This is a genomic window from Falsiroseomonas oryzae (assembly GCF_027856955.1).
In the GTDB taxonomy this organism is placed as follows: Bacteria; Pseudomonadota; Alphaproteobacteria; order Acetobacterales; family Acetobacteraceae; genus Falsiroseomonas; species Falsiroseomonas oryzae.
This window is the reverse complement of the sequence record NZ_JAPSMD010000126.1, coordinates 1-13075: the sequence shown is the minus strand read 5'-3', so window position 1 is coordinate 13075 and position 13075 is coordinate 1. Positions and strand designations below refer to the sequence as shown.

Below are 13075 nucleotides of genomic sequence, written 5' to 3'. Positions count from 1 at the left end.
GCCCACGCCCGCCCCGCGCGCCAGCCTGCGCGACGCCGCCGCGGCGGTGCTGGCCGCCTGGGACGACGAGGCCAACCGCGAGACGGACATCATCGCCGCCCTCGACGGACCGATGCAGGCCCTCCGCGCCGGCCTGGCCGGCAAGCCGCCGCGCGCCGCCCGCGAGCCCGGCACTCCGCGCAAGCCCCGCGAGGGGACGAAGCAGGAGACGGTGCTAGCGATGCTGCGCCGCGAGGAGGGCGCGACCATCGTGCAGATCTGCGAGGTGACTGGCTGGCAACAGCACACGGTGCGCGGGTTCTTTGCCGGCCTGAAGAAGCGCCAGGGCATCGAGGTGAAGGTGCTGGAGCGGGTGCGGCAGGTGGGGCCAAACAAAGAGGGTGCCCGCGGCAGCTATAGCATCTACCGCATCGCATAGCCTGCAGGCGCGACGGGGCCCGGCGAGTCCCCCCGAGGTTGCAGGCCGGGGGGATTGTCGGCCTCGACCGCGACCGACCCGGGCGCGAGCATCGCTGAGGTGATCGGCTGCGCGAGCACGTTGGCATGCGGCACGAGCGGCAAGGACATCGGGGCGGTCGGTCTACCTGGCAGCAAAGACACCGTCGCATGCTGCAGCCCTGGGTCGCGCGCCGATGCGCCGCGGCCGATCCTGGATCGCGGCGCCGGAGCGCACATGCACCACCTGGACGACGCGGCTCCCGGAGGCTCCGGCGCGTCCGGGGATGGTCAGCGTCTCGCCCCAGCTCGCCGAGGCAGGCTTGTTGCTCTTGAAGCGTGCGAAGACGACGTCCTTGTCGTCGATGGGCGCCCGCATGTCCGGGAATCGCTGATCGGTGTCTGTCACCGGTTCCCCGAGTTGCGGTTGCTCTGCGTCGCCTTCGAGACGCCGATCTGCTTGCCGTTCCCCGCGCGATTGTGCGCTTTGGCGTCCTTCGGGTTTGCCTTACCCGAAGTACTCTTGCTGCCCTGAGGGGCGCGGCCCGCGGGTGGAACGGGCGGAATGTGAGCCATGATGATGCTTTCGATGTTGGTTGTGCGTGTTGGACACGCTTGGGCATGACGTTGGTTTGCCGAGTCCCGTAGTGTACGAGCGTTCCGACCGAGCGCCCGCTCGGGCGCAGCAGCGCTCATCCACTGGAAGGTCAGGTGCTTCGGCTGCCCGCGGGAGCGGCCGTCTCACGCGCGATGGACGCAGCGTGCGGCGCGTTCCGGCAGAGCGACGCCGGGAGCGCGGGTGGGCGCGGAGGCACCCACCCGGTTGTACTCGCGCCGGCGGCCGTTAGGCCACTGTGGCGCGAGGACGTCAGTCGAGGCGGAGATTGCAGGCCGACATCTTGCCCTGCTGGCCGCGCTGCACGTCGTAGGTGAGCTTGTCACCCTCGCGCAGCTCGGTGATGCCGCAGCGCTGCATGTCGCTGATGTGGACGAACACGTCGCTCGTGCCGTCCTCAGGCTGGATGAAGCCGTAGCCCTTGGTTGCGTTGAACCACTTGATGGTGCCGTTGGACATGAGATTGTTCCGATCGAACAAAATGTGCCGGCGCGCGAACGTCGCGTGACGGGTCAATCATCTGAAGGGGGCGGGCAGCGGGCTCGGCGCTCGATCACGAGCAGGGAGAGCAGGCCGAACCAAACGAAGCTGACGTGATGACCATACAGCTTTGCTCCTCGATTACAAGGAATTCTTTGCGCGCTACTGAGCGCTGTTCGCGGACACGTAGCGGCGCGCGGCGGTGTCGTCGAACACTCGATCCTCGCCGGCCAGCACCGCGGCACGCCCGGTGAAGTCCTGCCAGCGCCGCACCGCCACATCGACATAGCGAGTCAGCCGTGAACAACGCGGAAGCCCTCGGGCTTCCTGGGTTTTTCGGTCGGCGCAAGTATTCGCGTTTGCAAGCGCGCGGTCCGCAGCGGCTGAAAACCTTGCAATTCCGCGCTCCTGTTTATGGCTGCCGAGCGGCGTGATTCCCTCGGCGCGTCGCCGCCTGGGGACCGCCAATGCCGCCGAAGTCGCCGCCATCCGAGCACCCCGAACTCTTCCGCTCGGCCCTGGTGAACCTGGTCGATCGCCGCCATCCCCTGGTGCGCCTGGCGGGCCTGATCGACCGGGAGCGCTTCGCCATCGCCTTCGGCCCGCTCTACCGCGAGGGTGTCGGCCGGCCCGGCCTTCCGACCCGCCTCATGGTCGGCCTGCACCTGCTTAAGCACATGGACGGTCTCTCCGACGACGCCGTCTGCGCGCGCTTCCTGGACAGCCCGTATGTCCAGCTCTTCTGCGGCGAAACCCATTTCCAGCACGCCCTGCCGCTCGATCGCTCCTCCATGACCCGCTGGCGCAAGCGCATCGGCGCCGAGCAGCTCGAACTGCTGCTCGCCGAGACGCTCGCCACCGCCCAGCGCGCCGGCGCCGCCGAGCCGAAGCACTTCGAGCGGGTGACGGTCGACACCACCGTCCAGCCCAAGGCGGTGACGCACCCGACCGACAGCAAGCTCATCCACCGCGGCGTCGAGATCCTCGGCCGCCTCGCGCGCCACGGTGCTGCGGTTCGTGCTGTCGCCGCAGGCGAGGCGGTGCTCGCCCAGCAGCCAGATGTCGCCGACCCGCGCGACGGTCTGGCGCGGCGGCTCCGGCTCCGAATCCGCGGGGTCCTCTCCCGGCTCCGCGCCATCCGCGTCCGGCTGGTTGCCGGGAGCCGGCTCCGCACCGCTGGCAACCGCTGGCGCCGGCAGGTTGCCGGCCTCGGTTTCCAGCCCGGCCAACAGCCTTTCGATCTCCGCACCGTCGAAGCCGGTCAGCGCCAGGTCGACGCCGCCCATCTCCTGCAGCTTCGCCACCTCGGCTGCGAGCAGCGCCTCGTCCCAGCCGGCGTTCAGCGCGATGCGATTGTCGGCGAGCCGATACGCGGCCTTCTGCGCCTCGGTCAGGCCGCCGCGCACGATGGTCGGCACGGTGTCGAGACCGAGGGACGTCGCGGCCAGCAGGCGCCCATGTCCGGCGATGATCTCGCCGCGTTCGTCCACCAGGACCGGCGCGACGAAGCCAAATTCGAGGATGCTGGCCGCGATCTGCGCCACCTGCTCGGCGGAATGCGTGCGCGCGTTGCCGGCATAGGGCAGCAGCGCGGCGACCGCGCGCGCCTCGACGGCGCCCGCAGACCATGGGGCCTGGGGCATCTGCACCTGCGTGATCGTGGAATGGTGGCCGGCGCGGCTGGCAACTGCGTGACGCTGGCAACCTGGAAAACTGCCCTGGCGCTAGGTACCTTGCGCGCTTCCGCACCCCGCATACGCCGGGTCCAGGAAGGCCCCTGCGGCTCGCAAGCCACGCTGCGGATTGTCTGGCTGCGTGGCTCGTTCGCCACCGCCGCGCCGAGCTACACGATCTCGACGTTCCTCATACCTAGCACCAGCGATTCACGCGCCGCCACGGGGTGAATTGTAACGGCGTTGGCAGGGCGAGTCGGACGCGGCCCGTTGGCCGGTTTCGGCCGTCAGCCGGGTCCGACGCTGAGCGCACCGCCGCCGATCCGAGTACGCTGTAGCTATCCGCGCTTTGCCCTGCTGCAACGCAGGGAGCGAGATGCCGGCAGAGGGCATCTCGCAGCACATATGGCTTCGTTGACGGGCGATCAGGGACTGGTCTTCCCCCGTAGGAGTGGGCCTGCGGTATTGAGAGCCGCGGAAGCCGAGGGAGGCGGAGCATGGGCCGGAGTTCGTCGCCGACGCCGTGAAGGGCTGGATTGTCGGCGTCGGAGCGACGACGGCCTACATCGAGAAAGGCAGCCCCTGGGAGAACGGCTATGTGGAGAGCTTCAATGCCAGACTGCGGGATGAACTGCTGAACGGCGAAGTGTTCCACACCCTCGCGGAAGCGCGCGTGCTGATCGAGCGCTGGCGGCGGCACTACAACGAGGAACGCCCGCACTCGTCACTGGGCTACCGACCGCCAGCCCCAAGAAGTCGTGCCGTTCGCGCCGCCACGCAGGGTAACCAGGCTGGGTGCCTCAACAAGAAGCTCTCATTGAACCCGGCCAACCTCATGGGGGCTTGCCAATTTCGACAGCGACTTCCAGTACGAGGGCTCGCCCCTTCCATCGCTGCAGGCGATGGATCGGCGGGGCCGCTTCATCTATGCGGGCTCCTTGGCGATGACGATCGGGTCCGGCCTGCGCATCGGCTACCTGATCCTGCCGCATGATCTCGTGCAGCCGGCGATCGAGGCCGTGTCCCTGCTGGAACACGCCTGGCCCATCGAGGGCATGGGTGCGCCGTGGCTGGACCAGGCGGTGCTGACGGACTTCATCGACAGCGGCGGCTACGACAAGCACCTGCGCACCCTGCGCCGGGCCTGCATGCAAAGGCGCGATGCGGTGGTGGCGGGTCTCGCCAAGCATTTCGGCGCGCCCGACCTGCTTGGCATGGCGTCCGGCACCCACCTCGCCTGGCGCATTCCTCAACATCTCCCGGATGCGGCGGCATGCGAGGCGCGCTCGCGCGCCGTGGGCATCGCGGTGCATACGTTGAAATTCAGGACCATCTCCGGCGCCGAGACACTGCCGGGCTGGGAACGCCACCTGCTGCTGGGCTTCGCGGCGCTGAAGCCCGCGGTCATCGCGACGATGCTCAACCGCTTCGCGGCGTCGCTGCGTTGAGGGGCTGACCTTGCCGGGGCCGATGCAGCCGCTTCCGGTGGAGTGGGGGCGGCAAATCAGGCCCGGTGCGCGCGTCGCCCAGGCGTCGTCGCCATTGCGAGAGCCGCAGGATCGCGGATACGCTGACCGCGCGGTGGCCGGATCGGCCCGCCATCCGGGAAATGCCGGCCTGCACCGCCTCGATGCTGCGCGACCTGGAGGCGGGCGTGCAGACAGAGGCGAAGCGAATCCTGTCGAGACTGTCCGAAGTGGCACCGCGCGAAAGCGCGCTGGCCGGCCGGCTGCTGCAAGCTGACCGAGAGGGAGGAACGCCGATGCGCATCCTGGTTCTGGGCGCAGGTGCCCTCGGCGGGTACTTCGGAGGGCGAGCGCTCGAAAAGGGCGCCGATGTCTCTTTCCTCGTGCGGCCCCGCCGGGCCGAGCAGCTGGCGCACGATGGCCTGGTGGTGCGCGGCCCGCTCGGTGATTTCACGCGCCCCGTAACGGCCCTGACGCAGGCCGGCCCAGGCTTCGACGTCGTGCTGCTGACCGCCAAGGCCTATGACCTCGACGACGCCATCGGCGCGATCCGCCCGGCGATGCAGGCCGGCGCGGCGGTGCTACCCGTGCTGAGCGGCATGTCGCATCTCGACGCGCTGAACGCCGCCTTCGGCCGGGACCGCGTCTGGGGCGGGCTGGCGCACATCTCCGCAAGCCTCGGCGCCGACGGCACCATTCGCCAGGTCGGCGATTGGTGCGGGCTGTATTTCGGCGAACAGGACGGCCGGATGGACGGCCAGGCCGCCGCGCTGGCCGCCGCGCTCGGCAGCGGCAACGGGCTGCAGGCCACCGTGGTGCCCGACATCCTCGGCCGCATGTGGGAGAAGATGGTCACAATCGGCACGCTCGCCGCCGCCAGTGTGCTGTTCCGCGCCGCCGTGGGCGACATCCTGCGCGCCGGCGGCGAGCCGTTCCTGGATCGGCTGCTGGAGGGCAACGCCGCCATCGCCGCCGCCAACGGGCATCCCGTGAGGGAAGCCTACAGACCGACGCTGCGGATGTTGTTCGGCGACCGCGACAGCCCGATCACCGCATCCCTGATGAAGGACCTCGAGGCCGGCGGCCGCAACGAGGCCGACCACATACTGGGCTGGCTGGCCGAGGCCGGCGAACGCGCCGGGGTGGACACCACCCTTCAGCGGGCCGCCTGGGTGCATGCGAAAGCACAGGCCGAACGACGCGCGCGGGAGGCGCGCGCCGCCAACTGATCCGCTCGATACCATGCGCAGCGCGATGGCGCGGGCGGCCGAGCCCAAGCAGTTCGTCGTGCTGCCGATCGGCCATTTCGACATCTGTGAGCATCATTGGCGCACGCAGGCGGTGGAGGAAGCCGTCGCCTGGTTTCGCACCCATCTGTAAAGCGCGGCTCGGACGAGACGTCGCCGCGCGTCATTCGGGCAGGCCGGCCGCGCGCAGATCCGCCTGGTAGGCATCACGTAAGCCGCGGTCGCGCCAGATATCGGACATGCGGCCCACCCGTGTGCCTGGCTCGACGCGCAGCAACGCCTGCACCGCCGCGCGTGCCTCGGCCTCGCGACCAAGACGCCAGAGGGCGACGATCAGGGCGCGGTGGCAGGTGGTGAAGCTGGGCAACTGGCGCACCGCCAACTCGGCGTAACGCGGCGCTTCCTGCAGGTCTCCCGCCATCAGGTGGGCGAAGGCCAGGCCGACATTCATCACCCCGACCTCGGGGTCGAGCGGGCTGAGGCGCGCCACACGATGGAACAGCGGGATCGCCCCGGCCGGGTCGCCGGCGTAGTTGTGCACCCAGCCGGCGCTGTTGGCGGCCTGCGCGGAGTTCGGGTTGATCGCCACCGCGCGGCCGGTGGCCATCAGCCCCGCCTCGTAGTCTCGGCCCAGGTACGTGATCGCATGTCCGGCAAGCCGCAACGTCGCAGGGTCGTCGCCCGCGCCGGCCAGCGCCTCCCGTGCCAACCCGAGGCCACGTGCGGCGTCGGCCGGAGCAGACCATTGCTGCGCCGCGCGGTAGACGTGGCAGTAGGCGGCCAGGGCCTTGGCGAGCGTGAAGTTCGCGTCTGTCTCGACGGCGCGGCGCAGCAGGTCCAGCGCCGCGTCGCTGTCCGTCCGGGTCAGCGCGTAGAAATGCGGCAGCGCGCGCAGATAGAGATCATATGCCGCGAGGCTGCCCGTCGGCTTCGCGGTGGAGCGGCGGATCTCGGCCGCCTGCAGGTTCGACTCCAGCGCGCCCGCCACCGCCTCCGTCACGCGGTCCTGCAGCTCGAAGATGTCGTCGAGCGCCGCGTCGAAGCGCTCCGACCAGAGCTGCCGCCCGGTCTCGGCCTCGGCGAGCTGGCAGGCGATGCGCACCCGTCCGCCGGCCTTGCGAACGCTGCCCTCCAGCACGTAGCGCACGCCGAGATCGCGCCCCACCTGGCGCACATCCACCGCGCGGCCCTTGTAGGTGAAGGCCGAGTTGCGCGCGATGACGAAGAACCAGCGGATGCGCCCCAGCGCCGAGGTGATCTCCTCCACCATGCCGTCGGCGAAGTAGTCCTGCTCGGGCTCGCCCGACATGTTGGCAAACGGCAGCACGACGAGGGAGGGGCGGTCCTCCGGCGGGGTCAGCGGCTCGGCCACGGGCGCCGCGGCGTTGACCGCGGCATCGAGCATGTAGCCCTGGCGCGCGACGGAGCGCAGCACGCGGCCTTCCTCGTCGCCGATGGCGCGCCGGGCATCCCGCACAGCCTGGAACAGGCTGTCCTCAGTGACGTGCACACCGGGCCAGACCGCATCGAGCAGCGCGTCCTTGGACAGGGTCCGCCCCGCCTCGCGCGCCAGGGTGCGCAGCAGGTAGAAGGGCTTCGGTGCGAGCGGCACCTCGGCACCGGCCGCGTTGCGCAAGGTGCCGCGGCCGAGGTCGAGCGTGACGCCCGCGAAGCGCAGCACCTCCCCTTCCTCCGCCATGCGCGCCGCCATCCGTCCGGATCTTCAGGAGACCATACACACGACATCCGCGGAAAGTCAGGCGCCGGTCAGGACGCGCAGCGACGGCGCGGGCGATGGTTCGGCCACGCCCGGCGCGGTGCCGGGCGGTGGACAAAGGAGACGACGATGAGCGCGACGAACTTCTCCCCCGCCCTGGTCCCGGCGGCAACGGTGCGCGGCCTCTGGCGCGGACGGTTCGCGCCCTGGCTGGCGCGGCTGGTTCCGGCACGCCGGTACAAGACGGACACCGCCCTGCCGGCCGGCCTCGGAACCCATCTGAGCCGAGACATGGGGCCGCCGGCCGACCGCTCGCTTGACGACGGAGTGTGGGGCACCGGCGGGATGATGTGGCGCTGACAGGCGGGCGCGCTGTCGAAAAGAAGTGAATGCACGCGCCACGCCGAATTCGCCCCACGCGCATCCGATGCACCTGTAGGGTGGTCGTAACCGTCGTCGTGCGACGATCGCGGGGCGGGGCAATGCCGGGAACAAGAAGACCAACCCCAGGGAGGAACGGCCATGCTGTTCAGCATCACCGCGAACTACACGCCGCAGGCCATCAATGCGCTGATGGCCAACCCAGACGCGAACCGTGCCGAAGCGATCAAGAGCCTGCTTGAGGCGGCCGGCGGCAAGCTGGTCTCCTTCTACAGCACGCAGGCGGAGGGACCGGGCGTGCTGGTGATCTGCGACCTGCCAGACCTCGCCGCGGCAGCGGCCGTCGGCGGGGTCGCCCTGGCAGGCGGCGCGATCCACAACTACCGCCTCACGCGGCTGATGACGCCGGACGAGGTGAAGCCGGTGCGCCACAAGGCGGCGCAGCTCAAGGCAGCCTACGCGCCACCGTCGTAGCGCCGCCATGTGCGGAAGGCGGCCATGCGCCGCCTTCCTTCGACAGAGATCAGCCGCCAGCCGCGCACCGGGCCGAGAAGCTGGACCAATGCTGTGTGTCGTCGTCGGAGCGCCGATGCGTTGGCGACCTGATGAACCGGCTCGCTGCGAAGCGTCGCGCAGAGTCCCCCGCGCAAAACCTGCACAAGTATCTCGCGCTTGTCCGCGCGCGGCACAGCGGAAGGAGCCACGCCATGCCGATTGCCACCGTTTCCAGCCGCATGCTTTCAACAATCGAGGAGTCGGCGACGCTCACCGCCTTCGGGAAGCGGGTGCTTCAAGGGGGCCTTCCGCCTGATGCCTGCGACTTCATGTTCGGCAACCCGCAGGAGATGCCGATCCCCGGCCTGGTGGAGGCGCTGATCCGCCACGCCCAGCCGCAGGATGCGCATTCGCTTGGCTACATGCGCTACGAACCGGTGGCGCGTGCGGCCGTGGCAGCCTCGCTCAGCGCCGCGCGCGGCCGGCCTTACGAGGCGGCGGATATCGCGATCACCACTGGCGGCTTCGGCGCCCTGGCCAGCGCCATGCTGGCGGTGCTGGAGGTCGGCGAGGAGGTGATCTATCCGCGCCCCGGCTGGTTCTTCTATGCGGCGCTGACCCGCGGGTCGGCCGGCATCCCGGTGCCGGTGGACCTCGCGCCGGAAACCTTCGACCTCGACCTGCCCGCGATCGAGGCCGCGATCACGCCCCGCACGCGCATCGTGGTCGTCAACACGCCGCACAACCCCACGGGACGGATCTATCCGCGCGCGCAGCTCGACGCGCTGGCCCGTCTGTTGGAGCGTGAGTCGACCCGGCACGGCAAGGTCATCTGGCTGCTGGCCGACGAGCCCTATGCCCGGATCCTGCTGGACGGCAACGCCCATGTCAGCCCGGCCGAGAGCTATGCGCACACCTTGATCGCCTATTCGTACGGCAAGACGCTGCTGGCGCCGGGTGAGCGGCTGGGCTGGCTGGCAGCAGGCCCGGCGATGCCGGAGGCCGACCGCGCCCTGCTGCGCCAGGCCGTGCCGACGGCGCAGGTCTCGCACGGCTATGGCTTCGCCGGGCGGGGCATCCAGCGGGCGCTGCCGGACCTCGAGAAGCTGTGCATCGACATCGCGACCCTGCAACGTCGGCGCGACCGGATGATCGGCGCGATGCGCGAAGCCGGATACGACGTGCCGGTGCCGGAGGGCACCTTCTATCTGATCCCGCGCAGCCCGGTGCCGGACGACGCAGCCTTTGCCGCCCGCCTGGCGGAGCAGGGCGTGTGGGTGCTGCCGGGCAGCCTCTGCGAGCTTCCCGGACGGCTGCGCATCAGCCTGACGGCGAACGACGACATGGTGGAGCGCGCGCTGCCCGTCTTCGCGCGCACGATCGCCGAGATGCGGGCGCGGGCCACCTGACGCCCAAGCTCCTGCGACCGGCGAGCCGGGAGTACCGTTCCTGGATCCATGACAGCCGACGGCTGGGCGCCTACCGGCCCCGCGCCGACGACATCTTCATCGCCACCTTCCCCAAATGCGGCACGACGCGGACCCAGCGCATCGTGTCCATGTTGGTGTCCCGCTCACCCGAGCCGCGGCCGATCAACGAGGTCTCTCCGTTCCCCGAGATGCCGGTACGCGGGCCGATCGAGCCGGAAATCGCTGCCATGGAGGCGCAGGAGCACCGTCGGTTCATCAAGTCTCATCTGCCGCTCGACGGTCTGCCGCTCTTCGAGGGCGTGAAGTACATCCACGTCGCGCGGGAGGGCGCGACGCGTGCTTCTCCTGGCACAATCACCAGATCGCCTATACGCCGGAGATCCTGGCGCGGTTCGATCGCGTCGGCCTCGACGACCCGGCGATCGGGCGCCCGCACCCGCGCGCGCCCGCCGACCCGCGCGCCTTCTTCCGGGAGTGGCTGGCGCATGGACCGGACTCGCCGGGGCCGGACTTCTTCGCCTTCGAGGAGTCGTGGTGGGAGGGCCGCAGGTCGCCGGACATCCTCCTGGTCCACTACGCCGACCTGAAGGCGGACCTTGATGGTGAGATGCGGCGCATCGCGGACTTCCTCGGCATCTCCATCCCCGGCGACCTCTGGCCAGCGCTGGTCGGCGCCGCGGATTTCGAGGCCATGAAGCGCGACGGGAAGCGGCTGCTGCCCAACGCAGATCGGGCTCATGAGGGAGGTGCGGATCGCTTCTTCTTCAAGGGTACGAACGATCGCTGGCGCGGCGTGCTGACCGAGGATGACCTCGCCTTGTACGAAGTGAAGGTGCGCGAGCGGTTTCCGCCGGGGCTCGCCACCTGGGTGGATGGCGGCAGGCGTGCGGCGGGAGACCCGCGCGACATCCCGGATTGAGCGGAGATTGCTCTGCCGGGACGGCGCTTCCGACTACCGCGGCGAGCCGCTCGTCCCTGCCCGTAGGTTGACGGGTAAACCGGACGGCAAGGCGATGCGCTCTGCTACTTGCTATGTGGCTGTGTCAGGATCAATATTCGCGCTCGAAGTACGGATTTCGGGCAAGTGGGGTTCGAACCAAAGCAAGCGCCGACCGCGCTGAAATCGGCCCTTGGCTTGGGTTTATGGGTTCCGTACTAAATCGGCCAAGCCGGAAGGTCTGGAGAGAACTGGCCCCCGGAGAGCGACTTTACGCGTTCTCCGCGTCTGGCCGGTCAACAGGTCTGCCCCGAAAACCCCAGGAAACCTGCCACTCAGGGCGGGGCTCGGTCAGGCGGAGAGCGCGGCTCGTATGGGAACTGGCGGAGGAAGTGCGACTGGGATCGAACCGTCGCACCTGCTGACCGCGTGGCGCACCCGTCAGTGCCGGTGCGGCAGCGTTGCCGAGACGAGGCGCGCCACCAGCCGGCGCTGCGCCCGGGCCGGGCGACGAGGATGGCTGCCAGGCGATCCTCGATGCCCTCGCGCGCGGCCTGCTGCGCCTGCAGGTGCGATAGGCGGGCCGTGTCCGCGCGGGGTCAGGCGAAGACCAGGTCGGTGCCCACCGTCAGCCCCGTGACGCCCTGCAGCAGGATGCCGCCGGGGTTGCCGGCGAAGCCGATCCAGGTGCCGCCCTGCACGGACTGCACCACGGCCGTGTCGCCGGCCATGTCCAACTGCAGCACGTCGCGCCCGGTCTCGAAGCCCAGCACCAGGTCCACGCCGTCGAGGCCCGCGGTGTAGAGTAGCACGTCCGCCGCGCCGTCCGGCTGCAACGTGCCAGGCAGGCGCAGGTTGATCACCTCCGGGTCGGTGAGCAGGGCGCGCAGCCTGATGCCCACCATCGCCAGCACGGCCATGCCGTCATTGGCGCCGCCGCGGATCACGTCGGCGCCGGCGCCGCCGAAGAGCGTGTCGGTGCTCGTGCCGCCTGCGAGCGAATCATCGCCGTCGCCGCCCACCAGGCGGTCCCGGCCGGCATCGCCGTGCAGCGTGTCGTCGCCCTGCTCGCCGAGCATGGTGTCGTTGCCCTCGCCGCCGGCGATCCGGTCGTCGCCGGCGCGGCCGAGCAGGCGGTCGTCGCCGCCAAGGCCGGCGAGGCTGTCGTCGCCCGCGGTGCCGGGGAGGCGTTCCGTCGCGTCGGTGCCGGTGCGGTTGCGGCCGACGGCGATGGTGAAGCTCTCGTCGATGCTCCCGCCGGCGATATCGCTGGCGCGCAGGGTGACGGTCCAGTTGCCCGGGCCGAGGGGCAGCGCCGTCTCCAGCCGGTCGCCGAGGATGGCGAAGCGCCCGCCCGCATCGCCGCCCGGCGCGAAGCTGAAGGAAAGGGTGTCGTCGGGATCGGGATCCGTGCCGGAGACGAGGCCGACCAGCGTGCCAGGGCCTGGGTTCGGGCCGAGCGTCGTGTGCGACAGGGCGATGTCGGTCGGCACCTGGGAGGCCGGCGCGTCGTCGTCGTCGAGGATGGTGATTGTGGCGCTGGACTGCGTCCCGATGGTGCCGATGCTGGTGCTGGTCAGCGCCAGGGTGATGGTCTCATCCGGCTCGTCGAGCGCGTCCGGGCTGGCGGCGAAGGCCAGGAAGCCCTGCGCGACGTTGGCGGGAAGGTTGACGCTGCCGCTGGGGAAGCTGCCGCCGAGATCCTCGGCGGTCGCGCCATTGGTCGCGCCGGGGCCGACGCTGTAGCCGATGGTGACCGCGGCGGAGAGGTCGCCGGTGCGGTTGATCACGAATTGCAGGTTGCCGCCCGCGCCCGGAGCGGTGCCTTCGGCGACGTTGGCGTTCAAGGGAGCGACGGTGAAGACGGGCGGGGGCAGGTCGTCATCGAGGATGGTGATGGTGGCGCTGGACTGCGTCCCGATGGTGCCGACGCTGGTGCTGGTCAGCGTCAGGGTGATGGTCTCATCCGGCTCGTCGAGCGCGTCCGGGCTGGCGGCGAAGGCCAGGAAGCCCTGCGCGACGTTGGCGGGGAGGTTGACGCTGCCACTGGGGAAGCTGCCGCCGATGTCCGCGGCGGTCGCGCCATTGGTCGCGCCGGGGCCGACGCTGTAGCCGATGGTGACCGCGGCGGAGAGGTCGCCGGTGCGGTTGATCACGAATTGCAGGTTGCCGCCCGCGCCCGGAGCGGTGCCTTCGGC

General features: G+C 70.2%; 12 protein-coding genes and 4 pseudogenes. 11 read left to right on the top strand and 5 right to left on the bottom strand.

Annotation, left to right across the window (positions count from 1 at the left end):
• A partial coding sequence (locus OZN99_RS14065; RefSeq protein WP_270935870.1) for a DUF3489 domain-containing protein occupies positions 1–418 on the top strand: 418 nt, incomplete at its 5' end.
• Between the two features lie 162 nt (positions 419–580).
• On the opposite strand, the gene OZN99_RS14060 is transcribed toward OZN99_RS14065, so the two are convergent.
• Both OZN99_RS14060 and OZN99_RS14055 read right to left on the bottom strand, forming a co-directional pair.
• Positions 581–814: a hypothetical protein gene (locus tag OZN99_RS14060; protein ID WP_270935869.1), complete on the bottom strand. Its 234-nt coding sequence runs from the start codon at positions 812–814 to the stop codon at positions 581–583.
• 489 nt (positions 815–1303) lie between these two features.
• Positions 1304–1510, bottom strand: a complete 207-nt coding sequence (locus OZN99_RS14055) for a cold-shock protein (RefSeq protein ID WP_270935868.1) — start codon at positions 1508–1510, stop codon at positions 1304–1306.
• Between the two features lie 488 nt (positions 1511–1998).
• On the opposite strand from OZN99_RS14055, the pseudogene OZN99_RS33450 reads away from it, so the two are divergent.
• Positions 1999–2319: pseudogene (locus OZN99_RS33450) on the top strand (transposase); the annotation flags it as partial.
• 603 nt (positions 2320–2922) lie between these two features.
• On the opposite strand, the pseudogene OZN99_RS33445 reads toward OZN99_RS33450, so the two are convergent.
• A pseudogene (locus tag OZN99_RS33445) lies at positions 2923–3174 on the bottom strand (ParB/Srx family N-terminal domain-containing protein); the annotation flags it as partial.
• A gap of 520 nt (positions 3175–3694) precedes the next feature.
• Here OZN99_RS33445 and OZN99_RS14040 point away from each other — a divergent pair.
• The 4 genes and pseudogenes from OZN99_RS14040 to OZN99_RS14025 all read left to right on the top strand — a co-directional run.
• Positions 3695–3961: pseudogene (locus OZN99_RS14040) on the top strand (integrase core domain-containing protein); the annotation flags it as partial.
• A gap of 187 nt (positions 3962–4148) precedes the next feature.
• Positions 4149–4652: an aminotransferase-like domain-containing protein gene (locus tag OZN99_RS14035; protein WP_270935867.1), complete on the top strand. Its 504-nt coding sequence runs from the start codon at positions 4149–4151 to the stop codon at positions 4650–4652.
• Positions 4653–4834: 182 nt separating this feature from the next.
• Complete coding sequence (locus tag OZN99_RS14030) at positions 4835–5899, top strand: 2-dehydropantoate 2-reductase (RefSeq protein WP_270935866.1); 1065 nt, start codon at positions 4835–4837, stop codon at positions 5897–5899.
• 13 nt (positions 5900–5912) lie between these two features.
• On the top strand, positions 5913–6050 hold the full coding sequence (locus OZN99_RS14025) for a hypothetical protein (RefSeq protein ID WP_270935865.1): 138 nt from the start codon (positions 5913–5915) through the stop codon (positions 6048–6050).
• A gap of 30 nt (positions 6051–6080) precedes the next feature.
• Here OZN99_RS14025 and OZN99_RS14020 read toward each other — a convergent pair whose 3' ends face one another.
• Entirely contained in the window at positions 6081–7616 is a 1536-nt protein-coding gene (locus OZN99_RS14020) for a winged helix-turn-helix domain-containing protein (RefSeq protein WP_270935864.1), read from the bottom strand.
• Between the two features lie 147 nt (positions 7617–7763).
• Between OZN99_RS14020 and OZN99_RS14015 the strand changes: the two genes are divergently transcribed.
• The 5 genes and pseudogenes from OZN99_RS14015 (at position 7764) to OZN99_RS14000 (ending at position 10859) form a co-directional block, all read left to right on the top strand.
• Positions 7764–7994 (top strand): hypothetical protein, encoded by a 231-nt coding sequence (locus OZN99_RS14015; protein WP_270935863.1) that lies wholly within the window; start codon positions 7764–7766, stop codon positions 7992–7994.
• A gap of 162 nt (positions 7995–8156) precedes the next feature.
• On the top strand, positions 8157–8489 hold the full coding sequence (locus OZN99_RS14010) for a GYD domain-containing protein (protein WP_270935862.1): 333 nt from the start codon (positions 8157–8159) through the stop codon (positions 8487–8489).
• A gap of 233 nt (positions 8490–8722) precedes the next feature.
• Positions 8723–9919, top strand: a complete 1197-nt coding sequence (locus OZN99_RS14005; protein ID WP_270935861.1) for an aminotransferase class I/II-fold pyridoxal phosphate-dependent enzyme — start codon at positions 8723–8725, stop codon at positions 9917–9919.
• Between the two features lie 143 nt (positions 9920–10062).
• Positions 10063–10218, top strand: a pseudogene (locus tag OZN99_RS33545) (hypothetical protein); the annotation flags it as partial.
• An 83-nt stretch (positions 10219–10301) separates the two neighbouring features.
• A complete protein-coding gene (locus OZN99_RS14000) occupies positions 10302–10859 on the top strand; it encodes a sulfotransferase domain-containing protein (protein ID WP_408611843.1) in 558 nt (185 codons plus the stop codon).
• Between the two features lie 617 nt (positions 10860–11476).
• Here OZN99_RS14000 and OZN99_RS13995 read toward each other — a convergent pair.
• Positions 11477–13075, bottom strand: a 1599-nt coding sequence (locus tag OZN99_RS13995; RefSeq protein ID WP_270935859.1) for a calcium-binding protein, incomplete at its 5' end; no start/stop codon positions are given.